This window comes from Altibacter lentus, assembly GCF_000746845.1.
Classification (GTDB): Bacteria; Bacteroidota; Bacteroidia; order Flavobacteriales; family Flavobacteriaceae; genus Altibacter; species Altibacter lentus.
Genome location: NZ_KN050846.1, coordinates 197,286 through 215,504 on the forward strand (window position 1 = coordinate 197,286; position 18,219 = coordinate 215,504).

At 43.4% G+C, this 18,219-nt stretch carries 19 protein-coding genes; 9 read left to right on the forward strand and 10 right to left on the reverse strand.

From position 1 onward, the window contains the following. Window positions 1-1,617, reverse strand: a complete 1,617-nt coding sequence (locus tag JS40_RS01085) for an FMN-binding glutamate synthase family protein (protein WP_034257768.1) — start codon at window positions 1,615-1,617, stop codon at window positions 1-3. Next, window positions 1,618-2,841: an amidohydrolase gene (locus JS40_RS01090; protein WP_233273970.1), complete on the reverse strand. Its 1,224-nt coding sequence runs from the start codon at window positions 2,839-2,841 to the stop codon at window positions 1,618-1,620. 198 nt (window positions 2,842-3,039) lie between these two features. Here JS40_RS01090 and JS40_RS01095 point away from each other — a divergent pair, with 198 nt between their 5' ends. Then, a complete protein-coding gene (locus JS40_RS01095; RefSeq protein WP_034261870.1) occupies window positions 3,040-5,358 on the forward strand; it encodes an ATP-dependent helicase in 2,319 nt (772 codons plus the stop codon). On the opposite strand, the gene JS40_RS01100 is transcribed toward JS40_RS01095, so the two are convergent. Further along, window positions 5,355-6,272: an alpha/beta hydrolase gene (locus tag JS40_RS01100; protein WP_262482534.1), complete on the reverse strand. Its 918-nt coding sequence runs from the start codon at window positions 6,270-6,272 to the stop codon at window positions 5,355-5,357. The two genes, JS40_RS01095 and JS40_RS01100, sit on opposite strands and share 4 nt — an antisense overlap. 78 nt (window positions 6,273-6,350) lie before the next feature. On the opposite strand from JS40_RS01100, the gene JS40_RS01105 reads away from it, so the two are divergent. The 3 genes from JS40_RS01105 to JS40_RS01115 all read left to right on the forward strand — a co-directional run bounded on the left by JS40_RS01105 (window position 6,351) and on the right by JS40_RS01115 (window position 8,186). Continuing rightward, window positions 6,351-6,563, forward strand: a complete 213-nt coding sequence (locus tag JS40_RS01105) for a hypervirulence associated TUDOR domain-containing protein (RefSeq protein WP_034257771.1) — start codon at window positions 6,351-6,353, stop codon at window positions 6,561-6,563. Window positions 6,564-6,628: 65 nt separating this feature from the next. Beyond that, on the forward strand, window positions 6,629-7,246 hold the full coding sequence (locus JS40_RS01110; protein WP_034261873.1) for an L-threonylcarbamoyladenylate synthase: 618 nt from the start codon (window positions 6,629-6,631) through the stop codon (window positions 7,244-7,246). Window positions 7,247-7,343: 97 nt separating this feature from the next. Further along, complete coding sequence (locus JS40_RS01115) at window positions 7,344-8,186, forward strand: alpha/beta fold hydrolase (RefSeq protein ID WP_034257772.1); 843 nt, start codon at window positions 7,344-7,346, stop codon at window positions 8,184-8,186. 5 nt (window positions 8,187-8,191) lie between these two features. Here the strand turns inward: JS40_RS01115 and JS40_RS01120 are convergent, their stop codons facing one another. The 6 genes from JS40_RS01120 to JS40_RS01145 form a co-directional block, all read right to left on the reverse strand. Then, on the reverse strand, window positions 8,192-8,689 hold the full coding sequence (locus JS40_RS01120; RefSeq protein WP_034257773.1) for a nuclear transport factor 2 family protein: 498 nt from the start codon (window positions 8,687-8,689) through the stop codon (window positions 8,192-8,194). Between the two features lie 74 nt (window positions 8,690-8,763). After that, window positions 8,764-9,369 carry a DinB family protein gene (locus JS40_RS01125; RefSeq protein WP_034257774.1) on the reverse strand — a complete coding sequence of 202 codons (606 nt, stop codon included), beginning with the start codon at window positions 9,367-9,369 and terminating at the stop codon, window positions 8,764-8,766. Window positions 9,370-9,484: 115 nt separating this feature from the next. Then, on the reverse strand, window positions 9,485-10,345 hold the full coding sequence (locus JS40_RS01130; protein ID WP_034257775.1) for an OmpA/MotB family protein: 861 nt from the start codon (window positions 10,343-10,345) through the stop codon (window positions 9,485-9,487). Between the two features lie 146 nt (window positions 10,346-10,491). Further along, window positions 10,492-11,346, reverse strand: a complete 855-nt coding sequence (locus JS40_RS01135) for an OmpA/MotB family protein (protein ID WP_034257776.1) — start codon at window positions 11,344-11,346, stop codon at window positions 10,492-10,494. Between the two features lie 93 nt (window positions 11,347-11,439). Further along, a complete protein-coding gene (locus JS40_RS01140) occupies window positions 11,440-12,435 on the reverse strand; it encodes a glycosyltransferase family 2 protein (RefSeq protein WP_034257777.1) in 996 nt (331 codons plus the stop codon). An 18-nt stretch (window positions 12,436-12,453) separates the two neighbouring features. Beyond that, window positions 12,454-12,903 (reverse strand): type I restriction enzyme HsdR N-terminal domain-containing protein, encoded by a 450-nt coding sequence (locus JS40_RS01145; RefSeq protein WP_034257778.1) that lies wholly within the window; start codon window positions 12,901-12,903, stop codon window positions 12,454-12,456. A gap of 53 nt (window positions 12,904-12,956) precedes the next feature. Between JS40_RS01145 and holA the strand changes: the two genes are divergently transcribed. Then, window positions 12,957-13,961, forward strand: coding sequence for a DNA polymerase III subunit delta (gene holA, locus JS40_RS01150; protein ID WP_034257779.1), 1,005 nt, complete (start codon window positions 12,957-12,959; stop codon window positions 13,959-13,961). Here holA and JS40_RS01155 read toward each other — a convergent pair. After that, complete coding sequence (locus JS40_RS01155; protein WP_034257780.1) at window positions 13,958-14,335, reverse strand: DoxX family protein; 378 nt, start codon at window positions 14,333-14,335, stop codon at window positions 13,958-13,960. The two genes, holA and JS40_RS01155, sit on opposite strands and share 4 nt — an antisense overlap. Before the next feature lie 170 nt (window positions 14,336-14,505). Here JS40_RS01155 and menA point away from each other — a divergent pair, with 170 nt between their 5' ends. Genes menA through JS40_RS01175 form a run of 4 tightly spaced genes read left to right on the forward strand, consistent with a single transcriptional unit; the run spans window position 14,506 to window position 18,214 of the window. After that, a complete protein-coding gene (gene menA, locus JS40_RS01160) occupies window positions 14,506-15,408 on the forward strand; it encodes a 1,4-dihydroxy-2-naphthoate octaprenyltransferase (RefSeq protein ID WP_034257781.1) in 903 nt (300 codons plus the stop codon). 29 nt (window positions 15,409-15,437) lie between these two features. After that, window positions 15,438-16,118 carry a metal-dependent hydrolase gene (locus JS40_RS01165; protein ID WP_034257782.1) on the forward strand — a complete coding sequence of 227 codons (681 nt, stop codon included), beginning with the start codon at window positions 15,438-15,440 and terminating at the stop codon, window positions 16,116-16,118. A 42-nt stretch (window positions 16,119-16,160) separates the two neighbouring features. Continuing rightward, entirely contained in the window at window positions 16,161-17,228 is a 1,068-nt protein-coding gene (menC, locus tag JS40_RS01170; RefSeq protein WP_034261876.1) for an o-succinylbenzoate synthase, read from the forward strand. A gap of 29 nt (window positions 17,229-17,257) precedes the next feature. After that, complete coding sequence (locus JS40_RS01175; RefSeq protein ID WP_034257783.1) at window positions 17,258-18,214, forward strand: CPBP family intramembrane glutamic endopeptidase; 957 nt, start codon at window positions 17,258-17,260, stop codon at window positions 18,212-18,214. Window positions 18,215-18,219 lie beyond the last annotated feature (5 nt).

An 18,219-nucleotide genomic window follows, 5' to 3' on the forward strand; every position in this document is an offset into this window, starting at 1 on the left:
CTAATAACGCACCTTATCTTCCTTCTTCAACTTCTTGACTTCTTTCTTTTCTTCTTTCCGATTATAATTCCCTCCTAAATGAGGACATTCTTGTTGTTCCTTCACGCCATTGAAGGGTACGGGAACTTTGTTATAGGTAAAGGATTCTCCCAAGGTTTTTAAAAGATTCTTGTCACCCACGCTCAGTTCTACATCGTCCATGGTGAACTGGCAGGGATGTTCGTAACCGCAGGCATGTGTCATTTCCAACAATTCCTTTCTGAAGTTTTTGAAATAGAACTGTGCACGCACCGACTTATCCTCAATATTGATACCTCTTTGGCGCCATTTGTTCTGCGTGGCAACACCACTGGGACAGCTGTTGTTATGACATACCTGAGCCTGGATACATCCTATGGATAACATAGACTCACGAGCTACATTAATGATGTCCGCACCCATAGCAAAAGCCATGGCCGCTCTTGCAGGAAACCCAAGTTTTCCGCTTCCAATAAATACAACACGTTCGGTTAATTGATGGTTCTTAAATATCTTGTAGACTTCTGCAAAACCAAAAAGCCACGGCAGCGCCACATGGTCTGCAAAACTGGGTGGGGCAGCTCCGGTCCCGCCTTCGCCACCATCAATTGTGATAAAATCCGGTCCTTTGCCGGTCTCCTTCATCAATCCGGCAAGTTTTTCCCAATCGTCGAGTTTTCCCACAGCCGACTTAATCCCAACGGGTAATCCGGTAGCATGCGCAATGGCCTCCACGAACTCCAACAGACCATCCACGCCATCGAAAGCTGAATGTGTAGGAGGGGAGAGCACATCTTTTCCCAGGGGTACGTGACGGATTTTCGCAATTTCAGGGGTTATCTTAGCAGCCGGAAGAACACCTCCTTTTCCCGGTTTGGCACCCTGGGACAATTTGATCTCTATGGCTCGTACTTGAGGGTAATCTTGAACCAATTGAACCATTTTTTCCATGGAAAAATTACCTTCGTCATCACGCACGCCAAAATAACCCGTCCCAAAATGAAAGACGATATCACTCCCTTTTTTATGATAAGGCGAAAGTCCACCTTCACCGGTATTGTGATACGCAGAGGCCAATTTGCATCCTATGTTTAGTGACTCCACTGCTCTGGCAGAAAGGGATCCAAAACTCATGGCAGAGACGTTGATCACCGAAGCGGGGCGATATGGTCTTCTTCGTTTATTGTACGCGCCTATTACTTTTGCTGAAGCAACAAAGTAGGGGTCCTTGGCATTAGGATGTCCTTTTTCAACCTTAAAAGGAAGCATGGCATTGTTAATGAAAATGTAGTTGGGTTCATAGATATCCCTGTCGGTGCCAAAGCCTTCGTAGTTGTTTTCGTTCTTTGCCGAAGCATAGATCCAGCCACGTTCAATTCGGTTAAAGGGAAGCTCTTCACGGTTATTGGCAACAATGTATTGCCGTAATTCAGGACCAATACTTTCCAGCATATAACGAATATGCCCCACGACAGGATAATTGTGGCTTATCGTGTGGCGCTTATTAAAAAACACATCACGAACAGCTACTATAAAGAGAAATACAAGGATCCATGCCCACCATGGCACCGATGAAAAAAAATCCAGCACTGTTTCCATCTATTGATTGTTTAGGTAGTCTAAGGTTAGCTGAGACAGACTTTTCACTCCTAACGTCAGACCTGAATCATCAATTATGAAATCGGGTGTATGGTGAGGGTAGGGAACTGCGGTTCCGGGTGTCATGCCACCCAGATAGAAATAAAGACCGGGGACAATTTCCTGGAAGAACGAGAAGTCTTCACCCCCGGTAGTTGCATTCATTAAAGAAACATTTTCTTTTCCTGCTATTTTCTGAAGAGTGGGAAGCATTTGAGCGGTTAGATCCGGGTCGTTAAAGGTCACAGCTGTATTGTTTTGCCACTCGATAGATGCGCTTCCGCCATAGGCCTTGGCGATATCTTGGGCCATTTCTGTCATTCGTCTAATGATATGGTCACGCATCTTCGGGTCCAAGGTTCGAACCGTCCCGATCAATTCGGCACTCTCGGGAATTATGTTAAATCGCACCCCGCTGGTGATCTTACCCACAGTGATCACCGCTGCTTCCTTTGTGAGATCGGACTCTCGGCTTATAATGGTCTGGAACCCGTCAATGATCTTTGCTGAAATGAGAATGGGGTCCACTCCGGTCCAGGGTGCCGAACCGTGTGATTGTTTTCCGTTCACCGTCACAACAAATCGTTCTACAGCAGCCATCATGCCACCGGGTTTGTATTTTATGGTACCTACTTCGGTGCCAGAATTTATATGCAGTCCAAAGATCACATCCACATCCGGATCTTTTAAGACACCTTCTTTGATCATAAGCTTTGCGCCGCCTTCTTCACCGGGCGGTGGTCCTTCTTCTGCGGGTTGGAATATAAACTTTACCGTTCCCTTGATGAGGTCTGTGTTTTTTGATAACACTTCGGCAACACCCATAAGTATAGCAATATGGGCATCGTGTCCACAGGCATGCATCACTCCTGTCTCTGTACCCAAGAACGTATCGGTAACAGTGCTTTTAAAGGGAAGATCGTTCCGTTCGGTGACGGGAAGTGCGTCAATATCTGCACGCAGCGCAACGACCTTACCGGGCATTTTTCCTTTCAGTATTCCCACAACCCCTGTTTTGGCTACTTCTGTGGTCACTTCCAGGCCTAAGGAACGAAGGTGCTTGGTGATTGCTTCGGCGGTTTTGTACTCTCTATTCGACAGCTCGGGATGCTCATGGAAATAACGTCGCCATTGGATCACCTGATCTTCGATGTCCTGAATATCCTTCAGTAAAGCTTTGTCCATTTGCGGGAATGCCGCAGCAGAAATTAGAAAAGTAAGTAGTAGTAGGCAAAATCGAATCATAGCTGGAATATTTCAGCTAAAGATATTTAAATTTCAGCAAACCAAAAATTGGAGCGGCTGTTTATAATTAGTAGCCATTCACCCTGTGATTTTGCACGAATTTCCCTATTTTTCGCATTCAAATTTCTTCAGAAAAAATTGCAACAGTATTTAGAACAACTCAATGAAGCACAGCGCGCTCCGGTTTTGCAAAAGGATGGAGCGATGATCGTGATTGCGGGTGCCGGATCGGGAAAAACACGTGTGTTGACCTACCGCATCGCATATCTTATGTCGCAAGGAGTGGATCCTTTCAATATCCTGGCGCTTACCTTCACCAACAAAGCTGCGCGTGAGATGAAGAAGCGGATCGCCCAGATCGTTGGGAACAGTGAAGCAAAGAATCTATGGATGGGCACCTTTCACAGTATCTTTGCTAAGATCCTGCGGTTTGAAGCCGACAAATTGGGATATCCCTCTAATTTTACAATTTACGATACTCAGGATTCTCACAGTGTGATACGGGCCGTGATTAAGGAGATGAACTTAGACAAGGATATATATAAATACAAGCAGGTCTATTCACGTATCTCTTCCTATAAGAACAGTCTTATTACCGTTAAAGCCTATTTTAATAATCCGGAACTGATGGAAGCCGATGCCATGGCAAAGATCCCCAGGTTGGGGGATGTGTATAAGGCCTATGTCGACAAGTGTTTTAAGGCAGGTGCAATGGATTTTGATGATCTTTTGCTGAAGACGAACGAACTTCTTACCCGTTTTCCGGACGTGCTTTCAAAATATCAAAACAGGTTTCGCTATATTCTTGTCGATGAGTATCAGGATACCAATCACAGTCAGTACCTTATCGTACGCGCCTTGAGCGACCGTTTTCAAAATATTTGCGTGGTAGGGGATGACGCCCAGAGTATCTATGCGTTTCGAGGTGCTAACATCAATAACATTCTTAACTTTCAGAAAGACTATGACGATGTCAAGGTCTTTCGCTTAGAGCAGAATTATCGCTCGACCAAGAATATTGTCAACGCAGCCAACAGCATTATAGAAAAGAACAAGACACGATTGGAGAAGGTAGTCTGGACTGCCAATGATGAAGGGAACAAGATACTTGTAAATCGAACTATGACCGATGGGGACGAAGGACGTTTTGTGGCGAGCTCGATCTTCGAGAATAAAATGAACCATCAGTTAAAGAATGGAGATTTTGCCATTTTATATCGTACCAATGCACAATCAAGAGCGATGGAAGATGCACTTCGGAAGAAAGACATTCCCTATCGAATCTACGGCGGACTCAGTTTCTATCAGAGGAAAGAGATCAAAGATGTGATCGCCTATTTACGACTTATCCTGAACCCGAAGGATGAAGAAGCGATAAAACGGGTCATCAATTATCCTGCTCGTGGTATCGGACAGACCACGATCGACCGGTTGATCGTAGCTGCCAATCATTACAACCGTTCCATGTTCGAGGTCATGGAGCATATTGAAAAGATCGACCTGAAGATCAATAGCGGAACAAAAGCCAAGCTAGAGGATTTTGTGACGATGATCAAAAGTTTTCAGATACTTAATACAAACTACGATGCCTTTCAGATAGCCGAACACGTAACAAAGAAAACCGGACTGCTGCAAGAACTGAAAAAGGACGGTACTCCCGAAGGGATTGCCCGTATCGAGAATATTGAAGAATTGTTGAACGGGATGCGGGATTTTGTCGAGGAACAAAAAGAGCTGGCAGATACCACAGGTTCGCTTGCAGAGTTTCTGGAAGATGTGGCCCTGGCAACAGATCTCGACAATGAAAAGGGAGACGAGGACCGCGTTGCACTCATGACTGTTCATTTGGCTAAGGGGTTGGAGTTTCCGTATGTATACATCGTGGGTATGGAGGAAGACTTATTCCCCAGTGCCATGAGTATGAATACGCGCAGTGAATTGGAGGAAGAACGCCGCCTCTTCTATGTGGCTTTAACACGTGCCGAGAAACAAGCGTACCTCACTTATACCCAATCTCGCTACCGATGGGGTAAATTGATCGATGCAGAACCCAGCCGTTTTATTGAAGAGATCGAAGGAGATTACCTGCACTATCTAACACCCGTCACAGAACATAGGTACAAACCACTCTTAGATGCCGATATCTTTGGTGAGGTAGATAAAAGTAAATTACGGCTTCAAAAACCTGCAGCAGGAAGCCCGCCCAAGGGGCCAACGCAAGATCAACTGCGGAAACTGCGTCGATTAAAACCTGTGAGCAGTGATTCCGACAAGAATTTTAACGCGAAGGACGCCAATTTAAGTGAAGGAACGAAAGTAGAGCATGTTCGCTTCGGAAAAGGAAAGATCTTAAAGATCGAGGGGGTAGGTGCCGATACCAAAGCCGAGATCCAATTTGAGAACGGCGGACTCAAAAAACTACTACTTCGATTCGCAAAGCTCAATGTATTGGATTAGTCCTCAATAGCCAGATTTACATTGATAAAAGCCGATAGCTGTGTTTGTAGGTCGGCGATACTGGCAGCACTCCAATCATCCCCGTGTCCGCCTTCATATACAGAAAAACTGTTAGTCACATCGTGTTGACTCAATGCCTGCTGAAGTCTTTCGCCGTTAGTAAGCGGTACAAGAGGGTCTTTGGAGCCATAAAATAAAATGGATGGACTGCTATGGTTGCTTACCTGAAAAACCGGGCTAACAGCTTGGGCATAATTGGTCCCCGGCGGATATGCGCTCTCATCGACCAACGCTTCTAATGCCAACTGAAAGTTAGGATCATTTGCGTAAAATGGATCTGTAAAATCTGTCGGACCTACAATATCGGCCACAAAGGTTACTTGATCGCCGGTATCGTAAACATAATCGTATTGCAAGGACAAATGCGCCCCGGCACTGGTTCCTATCAACCCGAACGTTGGCTGGATTTGCAATACCTCTTTTTCTGCGGATAATTTTTCTATTACTTTTTTGATGTCTAAAAACTGATTGGGAAAAGCGGGCGTAGAAAGGGTTGCCAACACATAATTCATATTCACGATGGCATGATTGGGGTGTTCTTGTTGCAACAGGGTTACAAATTGTTGCATATCGGCTTTATCACCTCCGGTCCAGCCGCCACCATGAACCAACACGAGCACCTTTGTAGACGTCGAAGATCGCCCTTCGGGAAGGTACAGGTCGTAGACTTGCTGTGAAGAAGGACCGTATGGTACGTTCAGTTCGGTTTTGGCTAAAAGGGGTTGTTCCTCTTGCGACCCGTTCTGCTCTCCTTCCGAAGAACAGGAAACACTTAAAAAGGACAGGACCAATAGAGGTATCAATAGAAAATGAAACGATTTCATTGAAATGTGTTTACACCCCTTAACGTTCAAAAGATTTTTTTATGTTAAGGATTCGTTAGAAAGACCGAATTTTATTTTTGAAGCCTTATTTTTAGGTAAAAAAGAGATATGATCCGAAAAGGAACAAAGATCCAATGGAAATGGGGGCAGGGAACTGCCCGGGGTGTAGTGAAGGAATCGTTTACAAAGAAGGTAAGCAGGTCCCTGTCCGGTACTGAAGTAACAAGAGAAGGAACTCCCTCCAATAAGGCTTTGCTCATTGAACAGGACGATGGTACCCTTGTGCTGAAACTTGAAAGTGAAGTGACACGACAGGACTAATACATTTTTATTGAATTTTATCCGGCGAAGCGGTATCTTTAATGATCGATCAAAATTGTTTGACTATGGCTGAATTTATTAGAATCTACGAAGAAAACCCCAATCCGAAGGATGTAAAGAAAGTAGTCGATATTATACGTGATGGAGGCTTGGTGATCTACCCCAGTGATACCGTATATGCGTTAGGCTGTGACATCATGAACAACCGTGCATTAGAAAGGGTTGCTCAACTAAAGGGCGTAAAATTAGAAAAAGCTAACTTCTCTTTTGTGTGTGAGGACTTAAGTAATCTTTCAGATTATGTGAAACAGATCGACAGTCCCACTTTCAAAATATTAAAACGCGCCCTTCCGGGACCTTACACATTTATCCTGCCCGGAAACAATAATCTTCCCACCGTCTTCAAGAAAAAGAAGGAAGTAGGGATTCGGGTTCCGGCAAATTCGATCGTTCAGGCGATCGTACGGGCACTTGGCAATCCCATAATTTCTACGTCTATTAAGGATGACGATGAGGTCATCGAATATACCACAGACCCCGAGCTTATCTTCGAAAAATGGGAACACCTCGTCGATGTGGTCGTGGATGGAGGATATGGGGGTAATATTGCTTCTACAGTGATAGACCTTACCGGTGATCAGCCCGTGCTAATTCGGGAAGGAAAGGGAAGTCTGGAGATTTAGTTTCTTTTAACAACCCCCGTTAAACTTATGGTAAACACGCTTTAGAACTTTTTATAAAGAGCGAACTGTAGTATTTTAATGTGAAAAATAACGCATTATGGGATACATTAAGACAACTTCACAAGCACGCAACGAAAATGATGCTGTTAATCTGTACTACGAAGATTACGGTACCGGACAACCGGTAATATTGATCCACGGATGGCCACTAAGCCACGCCATGTGGGAATATCAAAAGCAAGACATTGTGGAAGCCGGATTTCGGTGTATAAGTTATGACCGCAGAGGGTTTGGCAGCAGCGATCGACCTTGGGACGGATATGATTACGATACTATGTCGGATGATCTGAACGATCTTATCACATCATTACATTTGGACGATGTCATTCTAATTGGCTTTTCCATGGGAGGCGGTGAACTGGCGCGCTATGTCGGCAGGTTTGGAACTACAAAAATATCGAAATTGGTCTTTATTAGCTCTATTGCACCCTTTATGCTGAAAACCGACGATAATCCAAAGGGCGTGCCGGCTGAAACGTTTGAAGAATTTAAAGAGGCGATCAAAAAGGACCGACTTGGGTTCTTGGAAGAATTCGGAAAGGATTTCTTTAGTTACAAGGACAATAAAGATAACGTAAGCGGAAGCCAATTGCACTATAACTGGGGGATCGCTGCCGGAGCTTCTCCAAAGGCCACCCTGGACTGCATCGATGCCTTCGGTAAGACCGATCTGCGTGATGATTTGAAGAAGATCGATGTTCCCACTCTTTTTATACATGGAGATGCCGATGACATTGTCCCTATGGAACCTACGTCACAGCAAGGACATGAACTTGTGCGCAACAGCATGTTGCAGGTGATCGACGGCGCGCCACACGGATGTGTTTTCACACATACCGAGCTGCTTAATAAAATAGTAATCAACTTTATAAGGTCCTGAATAAGCTAGCGGATAAGAGTTTTTTCGTTGTGTTGTTTGTTTTCAAATTCTGAAAGGTAGTGACGAACTTTCTTATTCAATTTTTTTCTGAAAAAGGCGGTCCACCCCATCAAAAAGCCTTTAAAACCCATTGATTGCTTAGCCCAGCGATACAAATTGAAACGATCTACATGATTAATGATCTTGCCGTCCTTAAATTCAAATTCGGCATGGATGATATTATGAACGCGTCGTCCGGTTTTTGAAAACGTATAATAAGCCTCCCAACGGGCTTTTCCGCGGGTGTCATTAAATTCAATATTAGAAGCCTGTACCGTGAAATCCTGCCCTTTTTGCGTTTCGCATAACATACGCCACATGTTTCGGGCTTGGGCTCCCTTTAAAATTCCAAAAGCAGGATCTTCGAAAGTGACATCGGTATGATACCACTCGATCATGCGTTCTGCATCGAGATTGGCAAATGCTTCGTAGAATTTCTCAATGATGTTTTCTGAAGACCCCATAATACAATACAAAGTACATAAAAAATGAACTCCGGTAAAGCCGGAGTTCGATATTTTTAGAGGTAATTAGTAGCCTATTCCTGCGGGAAGTCTGCATCCTCCATGATTTCCTGGATCTGAAGCACGTGTCTTTCGGTGTGACCGGACATGAAGAGAATTACCTGATAAAGATCAAGCGTCCCGAATGGAAGGACAGCGTAGCGGTTGCGAAGATCGTCTTCCGTAGTAAGTACATATTTCATGTTATCGGCTCTCTTTTCCTTGAAATTTTTAAGGGTCTTTTCAAAGGAACCGAATTTACCGGTTGGCTCGAAAGGCTCCTGGGTTTTAACCTTATTGCTTCGGTCGGTAATCACCTTGAGGACTTGCTCGTCGTTCATTTTCACTTCAGCACGTCTTGAAGCATCGGCTTCAGACTTCAAATTCCCTTGCATCATTCCGAAGATATTATTTTCAGAAATAGCAATGTGTTCCACACATTCGGCGATCGACCAACTTTCAGGACTGCTCTTGTAATTGAGTTGTGCTTCGGTTAGGCCATCCAGTGCGGTAAGCAACAGCTCGCGGGATTTATTCAATTCAAAGATGGCAAAATCTCTTTCGGCTTCGGTAAGCTTATTTTCAGAAGCAGTAAAACTAAGGAGCAATACAGCTACTAGGGGTAAAAGGAATTTTTTCATGAGGTATGTGTTATATTATTCATTTTTATTTTCGGTGTGATGCGAATTGTCTAAAGATAGGCAATTTATTGTACAATAAAACCCGACCTGAGCCGGGTTCCTGTGTGTTCTGGTGTTATTTTTTTTCTTCTTCGGAAAGGGTTTTCATTTCCTCTTCGATCATTTCGTAGAACTGATCGATCTTCGGAAGGACCAAAATACGGGTACGTCTGTTGGTCGCACGGTTTTCGGCCGTATCGTTGGGAACCAATGGAACGTACTCCCCGCGTCCCGCTGCTACAAGTCGGCCCGGATCGATCCCTTGCGACTGAAGGGCTCGTACTACAGCAGTAGCTCTCTTCACACTTAGGTCCCAGTTGTCAAGAAGCAATCCGTTTTTATAGGGAACATCATCGGTATGTCCTTCTACCATGGCTTCAAAATTTGGCTTCCCTTTGATCACTGTGGCAACTTTAGCCAGAATTTCATTCGCTCGGGCAGAGATCTCATAACTGCCGCTCTTGAACAATAATTTATCGGCTATCGAAATGTACACGACGCCTTTTTCAACACTAATTTCAATATCCGGGTCGTTGATACCAACTTCTCGTTTTAGACTGGTCACCAGGGCCAGTGTGACACTATCCTTTTTACTAATCGCATCCTGAAGTCGGGAAATCTTGAGGTCCTTTTCTTTTAAACTTTCCAATGATTTTTCAAGGTTGGAAGCCCCTTGTGCCGTAAGCATGGTGAGGTCCTTGGAGCTCTGTATGAGGTCTTCATTGGTTTTTTTGAGATCGGCGAGTCGTTCTTCCAAAGAATTGGCGCGCGCTTCTAAACCAGCCTTGTCGGTAAGGCAGCTATTTAACTTCACCGTAGTGGAATTCAATAGATCTTGTGATTTTTGGTACCGGTTCTCCAGTTCAATATAATCTTTTTTCGATACACAAGAAGCGAGAAAGGTTACTGAAAGTAGGAGTAATGCTATTTTTTTCATGGGTCTTTATTTAATGATTATTGATTTATAGAAGGTATATAAAAGTAAGAAATAATTAAGAGTTACTAAATCTTCTAGGCGTCTTATCTAAAAAACAAAAAACCCGGCAGGGCGCCGGGTTTTTATATATGTAAGAACAATTGATATTATTTACCTTCCAAGGTTTTCATTTCCTGTTCGATCATGTCGTAGAACTGATCGATTTTAGGCAATACTAAGATCCTTGTACGTCTGTTAATCGAGCGGTTCTCGGCAGTATCATTAGGTACTAGCGGCACGTAATCTGCACGTCCGGCAGCTACTAAGCGACTGGGGCTAACACCCAGGTCTTGTAGTTCTCTAACAATGGCAGTAGCACGCTTCACACTAAGATCCCAGTTGTCCAGTAACAATCCGTTACGGTAGGGAACATTATCTGTGTGACCTTCTACCATTGCTTCAAAATTAGGTTTTCCGTTGATCACTTTGGCAACTTTACCTAAGATCTCTCTTGCACGAGAAGAAATCTGGTAGCTTCCACTCTTAAAAATAACCTTGTCTGAAAGTGAAATATAAACGACACCTTTTTCCACATCGATCTCGATATCTGGGTCGTTAATACCTACTTCACGCTTTAAACTGGTCACTAGCGCTAGTGTCACACTGTCCTTCTTATTAAGTGCATCTTGTAAGCGAGTGATCTTTAGATCTTTTTCCTTCAGGCTTTCCAAAGACTTTTCAAGGTTGGTTGCACCTTTGGCGGTTAACATTGTAAGGTCTTTCGAACTTTGAATAAGATCTTCGTTCGTTTTCTTCATGTCGGCAAGACGTTGCTCAAGCGCCAGTGCTCTCGCATCTGAGGCTGCCTTGTCGGTCAAACAGCTGTTTAATTTCACCGTTGCCGTGTTCAACATGTCCTGCGTATTTTTTTGCTTCTCTTCCAACTCTGCGTATTTCTTCTTCGAAACACATGAGGTAAGGACAAAACTGGAACAGATCGCCAATATCAATAGTTTTTTCATAATTGTTGTTCTTTTTAAAGTGTTAAATTGTTACCCAAAATTATCAAATGGAGGCTAGCTATCATAACGATTAACACAACTTTAAGTAAAATTTTAGTAGCCTTTAGAAAAGGTTCTTTTTTTCAGAACAAAATACCGCCAAACAATGTTGTTTATTCTGTAATATTTGAAATTTGTTGCGTGTATCTTTCTCTTTTTCAGAAATATAGGAAGTAGGCGATAAAAGCTAAGATGTGCCTTAAAAACAGCCACAAAGTGATGGATTTTTCCTTGAAACACAAATTGAAAAGCAGCAACACCGTCCAAAATCATTCGCTGGAACAAAAGCCACCACAAGCGAACTCCCTTTACGTTTTTAACAAGCGCCAGTAATGTATTTCTAAAATTGTAAAACGTCTTCTTAGGATTAGCCACAGCTAGGGTGGCGCCGCCTAGGTGGAAAACGTGTGAAGCCCCAATATACTTGATGTGCCCGCCCTTAGCATGTAATCGCCAGCAGAGATCGATCTCTTCTTGATGTGCAAAGAAGTGGGCATCCAGTGCCCCGGCTTCCCAGAAGGCGGTCCGGCGTATGAATAGACAAGCACCACTCGCCCAGAAAATATTTACAGTATCGTTATACTGACCTTCATCTTTTTCCAGTGTGTGAAAGATACGGCCACGGCAGTACGGATAGCCGAGTTTATCGATATAGCCTCCTGCAGCACCGGCATACTCAAAATATTCCTTATTCTTATAATCGAGGATTTTTGGTTGCGCGGCAACAAGTTCAGGATTCTCCTGGAATGCTGCGATCACAGGCGGTAGCCAACCCGGGGTAACTGCTACATCGCTGTTGAGAAGGACAAAGATATCTTCGGTGAGATGTTGCAAGGCGTCATTGTATCCTTGGGCATAGCCGCCATTCCTTTTGTTCTGAATGATCTTTACCATTGGGAATTGCGTAGTTAGATAGGCGACAGAGTCATCGGTGGACGCATTATCTGCGACATATATGGTAGCTTCTGTTGAGTATGCTACTACCGATGGAAGAAATTCCTCCAGCAATTTTCTGCCGTTCCAGTTCAATATGACCACTGCAGTCTTCATCATCACAAAGAACGTTCTTTATTTAGATTCATAGGCGGGAATGGTTTGTAAAAAATCATAACGTTCTGCGCTATAATCCAGTTTGCAATAATAATGGTTTAAGCCATTGGTGACCAACAGAAAATCTGCCTCTAAAACCAGATTGTAACGTGCGATCTGATCAAAAGTATCTTGAGTGATCGCTATGGAGGGAGCCTTGCACTCAACGATCAAATGAATACTTCCGTCTGCATTATATACCACGATGTCATATCGTTTTGTGGTTTGATTGAGTTGAATCTTTTTTTCAACGTTGATATGTGAAGCAGGATACTTTTTTTCTGAAAGGAGGTATCGAATCACATGCTGTCGGACCCATTCTTCCGGCGTTAGGGCAACGAATTTTTTTCGGATTTGATCAAAAATCAATGGTTTGTTTTCGTTACTTTTGAAACGAAAGGAATAGCCGGGAAAATTCAATTTCAGCATTCGGCAAAATAACAATTTCCGAAGGATTTTTCATAAATTAAAAAGAAAACCTTGTGCCCTTAGACAAAGCCAAATCCATTATCAGCGAAATCAAATCCGGAGTCATTCGGCCTATTTATTTTTTAATGGGTGAGGAACCCTATTATATCGATGGTATTGCGAAGTTCATTGAAGAATCTGTCCTTTCCGAAGAAGAAAAGGGGTTCAATCAAATGGTATTGTACGGTCGGGATGTCACGGTCGAGGATATAGTAAGTCAGGCAAAACGATACCCCATGATGGCAGAGAAACAGGTGGTGATCGTAAAAGAGGCGCAAGAACTCTCTCGAACGATCGAGAATTTGGTCTCTTATGCCGAAAATCCGCAACCCACCACAGTGCTCGTGGTGTGTTATAAATACAAGACGTTGGACAAACGCAGAAAACTTGCCAAGGTCATTGGGAAATCGGGTGTCCTTTTTGAAAGTAAGAAATTGTATGAGAATCAGGTTCCGGACTGGATACGGCGGGTGCTTGCTAGTAGAGGATATACCATTACTCCCAAAGCGGCACAAATGCTGGTGGAGTTTTTAGGCAATGACCTTAGTAAGGTGAATAACGAATTGAAAAAATTACAGCTCATCCTAAAACCGGGAGCACAGATCACCCCTCATCTCATAGAGGAAAATATAGGTATTAGTAAGGATTTTAACAATTTCGAGCTTCAAAATGCTATTGGGAACAAGGACATTCAAAAGGCGTTCACCATTATTCAATATTTTGCGCAAAATCCGAAGAACCACCCTTTGGTAATGACAATTGCGTTGCTTTATAGTTTCTTTTCGAAAGTTTTAAAATATCATGCGTTGTCCAATAAAGGGGAGGCGGCTAAAGTGTTGGGTGTTAGTCCCTATTTCATTAAGGATTATGAGATGGCTTCCCAACATTATCCTATGAAAAAAGCGAGTGCTGTTATTGCTTCTATTCGCGAGATCGATATGAAGAGCAAAGGAGTGGGGGCAGCAAATCTTTCTCAGGGTGACCTTTTAAAGGAATTGCTAGTGAAGATCTTCTATTAGTTCCGGTCGAGAGAATATTTCCCCGCTCCCAGAAGCGCGATCACTAAAAATGCCACCAGATATAACAAGGCTTTTTCTTTGGAAGCAAAGGGATCATCCGCATGCACAATAAATGCGGCCACACCCATAGTTAGAAATGCGGGAATGGCTGCCCATCGGGTCTTAAAGCCAACGATGATCAATAAAGGACAGATCGCTTCTCCTATTACGGCAAGTACCAAGGAAATTGGTTCCCCCAAACCAATGGGGTCTCCAAATTCAAAATTTCCACCCAGTAGTTTCATTAGTTTGGGTATACCATGTGTAAGCATCATACCTGCAAAACCTATGCGCAGTAGCAGTAATCCTAAGTGATAACGTGTGGTGTTGGTCATTTTGGTTGTTATTTTAACAATATGCCCAAATGTAAGAAAGCCGCAAGGATTTTCAAAAAGAGTATTGTAATGTACGTTAGTTTAATTTTAAAATACGAACAACCTACCAGGTTTCCATGAGGTAGGTTTTTTATTTTAAATGTATTTTTGCAGCATCAAAATAATAAAGCATGACAAAAGTACGTGCCTGGATCGCTGCCGCCCGATTACGAACCTTGCCCTTGTCCGTTTCAGGAATTATTTCCGCTGCTGCTGTTGCGCTCGATGCTAACAGTTTCTCCGGGGCGATCTTTGTATTGGCTTTGGCTACCACCCTGGGATTTCAGGTGCTGTCTAATTTTGCGAATGACTATGGGGACGGCGTGAAGGGAACCGATAACGCAGACCGTGTGGGACCCGCAAGAGCTATGCAAAGCGGATTGCTTACCGCGAAAGAACTAAAAACAGGCATGGCCGTTACTGCCGCCATCACCTTACTTTTAGCCAGTTTACTCATATTCTTAGCCTTTGGGAATGATAATTTTGTCTTGTCCTTGGTATTTTTTAATCTCGGGATCGCCGCTATTATTGCTGCTATTACGTACACTGTGGGGAAGCGTGCTTATGGTTATCGTGCTCTGGGTGATGTATTTGTTTTTATTTTCTTCGGAATGGTGGGAGTGATGGGCTGTTACTTTCTGTTTACTCAGGAGCTTTCAAATTTTATTTTGTTGCCCGCCATCACTATTGGATTACTGAGTACCGCAGTGCTCAACTTGAACAATATGCGTGATCGTTTGGCCGATGCAAAAGTGAATAAGAATACTCTTGCCGTAGTGTTGGGAGGCAAAAGAGTAAAGGGCTATCATACTTTGTTACTGCTTTGTGCCTTTGGATGTGCGGGTATTTATTTTTTCTTGAATGCCGAAAGATATTGGGACTATCTTCCGCTACTTGCTTTCATACCGCTGTTTTTCAACATCATCACCGTTCTAAAGAATAAAGCTCCCGCATTGCTGGACCCCGAATTAAAAAAAGTGGCGCTTAGCACTTTCTTATTTTCGGCACTGTTTTTTGCTACCCAAATCTTTTAGATTTATCTTTAAGAAAAAATTTCACTATCATGAAAATTACATTCTACGGTCAGAACAGCTTGGCCATTGAAGTGTCCGGCACGCATGTTCTTGTCGATCCTTTTATTTCGGGAAATCCGTTATCCAAAGACAAAGTGAATATTCAAGACCTTAAGGCCGATTACATTCTATTGACCCATGCCCATCAAGATCACATTCTCGATGCAGAAGCGATCGCCAAGCGCACCGACGCTATGATTGTAAGTAACTACGAGATCGCTACACATTATGAGAACAAAGGTTTTAATGTGCACCCCATGAATCACGGCGGTAGCTGGGACTTTGAATTTGGAAAGGTAAAGTATGTAAATGCGATCCATACAAGCTCTTTTCCCGACGGGAGTTACGGCGGACAGCCGGGCGGTTTTGTTATTGAAGGAGAGCACAAGAATATCTATATCGCCGGAGATACAGCGTTGACCATGGACATGAAACTCATCCCTATGCGTGTTTCGTTAGACTTGGCAGTTCTCCCTATTGGCGACAATTTTACGATGGGCGTCGAAGATGCTATTTTGGCAAGCGACTTTGTAAAATGCGACAAGGTACTGGGCGTGCATTACGATACTTTCGGGTATATAGAGATCGACCACGAAGAAGCCAAGCGAAAATTCTATGATGCGGGCAAAGACCTTATGCTTCTGGGAATTGGGGAATCTTTAGAACTTTAAACTTTAATTGTTACCCTGAGCTTGTCGAAGGGTTCTATTTCCATGCTAAAAGCTTCCTACTACAAACACACCCTCCGGTTTAAACGCCCCAGCGGCACGTCTAGGGGAATCCTCAATAGCAAAGAAACCTTCTATATTTCTTTGCGTGACGGGGAACGCCGGGGCATTGGAGAATGTGGGCTTCTACGCGGACTTTCAATAGACGATCGTCCGGATTATGAAGAACAACTGCAATGGACCTGCGACAACATTCACCTTGGAGAGGAGGCATTATATAAAGCGCTTACACAATTTCCTTCCATTCAACTGGGTGTAGAAACGGCTTTTCTCTCATTGGAGGCTAAAGATCCCTTTGTTTTATTTCCTTCACAATTTACGCATGGCAAAATGCCTATACCTATTAACGGACTTGTTTGGATGGGCGATGCGTCTTTTATGAAAAAACAGATCCGTGATAAACTGAAAGCAGGTTTTAAGTGTATTAAAATGAAGATAGGAGCGATCGATTTTACGACCGAATTGGATGTGTTGAAATCGCTTCGGAAGGAATTCTCTGCTTCAGAAATAGAACTTCGTGTCGATGCTAACGGGGCATTTAGCCCTTCCGAAGCATTAGAAAAACTTAAATATTTGTCCGATCTTCAAATCCACTCCATAGAGCAACCCATAAAACAAGGACAATGGGAGGAAATGGCACAACTTTGTGAGAACACACCACTACCCATCGCGCTCGACGAAGAACTTATTGGTATCTTCGCTTCTGAAGAAAAAAAAGCACTGCTACAAATCATACAACCACAATATATAATACTTAAACCTAGCCTGGTGGGTGGTTTCAAAGGGAGCGATTCTTGGATAGAAATTGCCGAAAATTTAGACATAAGTTGGTGGATCACTTCGGCCTTGGAAAGTAATGTAGGATTAAACGCCATTTCACAATTCACCTTCACAAAAAATAGTAAATTGCCACAAGGTTTGGGCACCGGCAGCCTGTTTAAAAATAATATCGCATCGCCTTTAGAAGTGCGTAACGGAGCGTTGTATTATGAGACCAATGAACAGTGGGACATTACAGGCTTGGCAGCTATGGAAACCAAAACAAAAAATTGAAAAAGAATTCCCCAATTAAACTATAATTCATGTACATAAAACAAGCATTTTATTTCCTTCATGACTGGTGGCGCTATCTTTTGGGTGGCGTCCTTATTTTTATCGCATCTCAATTAGGGGCGATCCCTCTGTTGGCCTTAGTACTATTCAAAGTAATGGCGGAAGGGGGTGACCTCGCGTCGCTTGAAGACCCCAATACGCTTATGACGACCTTGGACTCTAATCTCACACTTTTTTTAATGCTGTTGAGCTTTGCGATAGGCTTGGGAGTGCTTTATCTGGTCGTGCGGTATTTTCATAAACAACCTTTTAAAACGGTTACCACCTCCCGAGAACGCACCGACTGGGGCCGTGTCTGGTTTGGTTTTGGTCTTATTGCCGTTGCAACGGTGGTGTTAACAAGCATCGATTACTATATGAATCCTGCGGACTATGTAGTGCAGTTTGATCTGGTGCCGTTCTTGATCCTTGCTGTGATCGCCATTGTCATGGTTCCTTTACAAACCAGCTTTGAGGAGTACCTGTTTCGCGGGTACTTAATGCAAGGGATTGGCGTGGGCGCAAAAAACCGATGGGTTCCGTTAGTGGTTACCTCGGTGATCTTTGGTGGGTTGCATTTTTTTAACCCTGAAGTGTCCAAAATAGGGAACATTATCATGGTCTATTATATTGGTACAGGTTTCTTTCTGGGTATCATGACCCTTATGGACGAAGGAATGGAACTGGCCCTTGGGTTCCACGCAGGGAACAATCTGGTGGCGGCTCTCCTGGTGACAGCAGACTGGACCGTGTTTCAAACAAACTCCATATTAAAGGATGTTTCAGAACCTTCTGCAGGGGTAGATGTTATCATGCCCGTAATTATTATCTATCCAATATTTTTAGCGATCATGGCATGGAAATACGGATGGAGTGATTGGGGCGAAAAGCTCTTCGGAAAGGTAGTCCCTCCGCCAAAAGACGAAGTATACGACGAATTTGTATAGCCCTT

What these genes read in the sequence shown, in the direction of transcription:
- JS40_RS01130 (WP_034257775.1), bottom strand. Translation starts at nt 10,345, where the DNA reads ATGAAAAAAATAGCATTACTCCTACTTTCAGTAACCTTTCTCGCTTCT.
- JS40_RS01155 (WP_034257780.1), bottom strand. Translation starts at nt 14,335, where the DNA reads ATGACCAACACCACACGTTATCACTTAGGATTACTGCTACTGCGCATA.
- JS40_RS01105 (WP_034257771.1), top strand. Translation starts at nt 6,351, where the DNA reads ATGATCCGAAAAGGAACAAAGATCCAATGGAAATGGGGGCAGGGAACT.
- JS40_RS01135 (WP_034257776.1), bottom strand. Translation starts at nt 11,346, where the DNA reads ATGAAAAAACTATTGATATTGGCGATCTGTTCCAGTTTTGTCCTTACC.
- JS40_RS01145 (WP_034257778.1), bottom strand. Translation starts at nt 12,903, where the DNA reads ATGCTGAAATTGAATTTTCCCGGCTATTCCTTTCGTTTCAAAAGTAAC.
- JS40_RS01085 (WP_034257768.1), bottom strand. Translation starts at nt 1,617, where the DNA reads ATGGAAACAGTGCTGGATTTTTTTTCATCGGTGCCATGGTGGGCATGG.
- menA (WP_034257781.1), top strand. Translation starts at nt 14,506, where the DNA reads ATGACAAAAGTACGTGCCTGGATCGCTGCCGCCCGATTACGAACCTTG.
- JS40_RS01125 (WP_034257774.1), bottom strand. Translation starts at nt 9,369, where the DNA reads ATGAAAAAATTCCTTTTACCCCTAGTAGCTGTATTGCTCCTTAGTTTT.
- JS40_RS01120 (WP_034257773.1), bottom strand. Translation starts at nt 8,689, where the DNA reads ATGGGGTCTTCAGAAAACATCATTGAGAAATTCTACGAAGCATTTGCC.
- JS40_RS01110 (WP_034261873.1), top strand. Translation starts at nt 6,629, where the DNA reads ATGGCTGAATTTATTAGAATCTACGAAGAAAACCCCAATCCGAAGGAT.
- JS40_RS01175 (WP_034257783.1), top strand. Translation starts at nt 17,258, where the DNA reads ATGTACATAAAACAAGCATTTTATTTCCTTCATGACTGGTGGCGCTAT.
- menC (WP_034261876.1), top strand. Translation starts at nt 16,161, where the DNA reads ATGCTAAAAGCTTCCTACTACAAACACACCCTCCGGTTTAAACGCCCC.
- JS40_RS01115 (WP_034257772.1), top strand. Translation starts at nt 7,344, where the DNA reads ATGGGATACATTAAGACAACTTCACAAGCACGCAACGAAAATGATGCT.
- JS40_RS01140 (WP_034257777.1), bottom strand. Translation starts at nt 12,435, where the DNA reads ATGAAGACTGCAGTGGTCATATTGAACTGGAACGGCAGAAAATTGCTG.
- JS40_RS01090 (WP_233273970.1), bottom strand. Translation starts at nt 2,841, where the DNA reads ATGGACAAAGCTTTACTGAAGGATATTCAGGACATCGAAGATCAGGTG.
- JS40_RS01165 (WP_034257782.1), top strand. Translation starts at nt 15,438, where the DNA reads ATGAAAATTACATTCTACGGTCAGAACAGCTTGGCCATTGAAGTGTCC.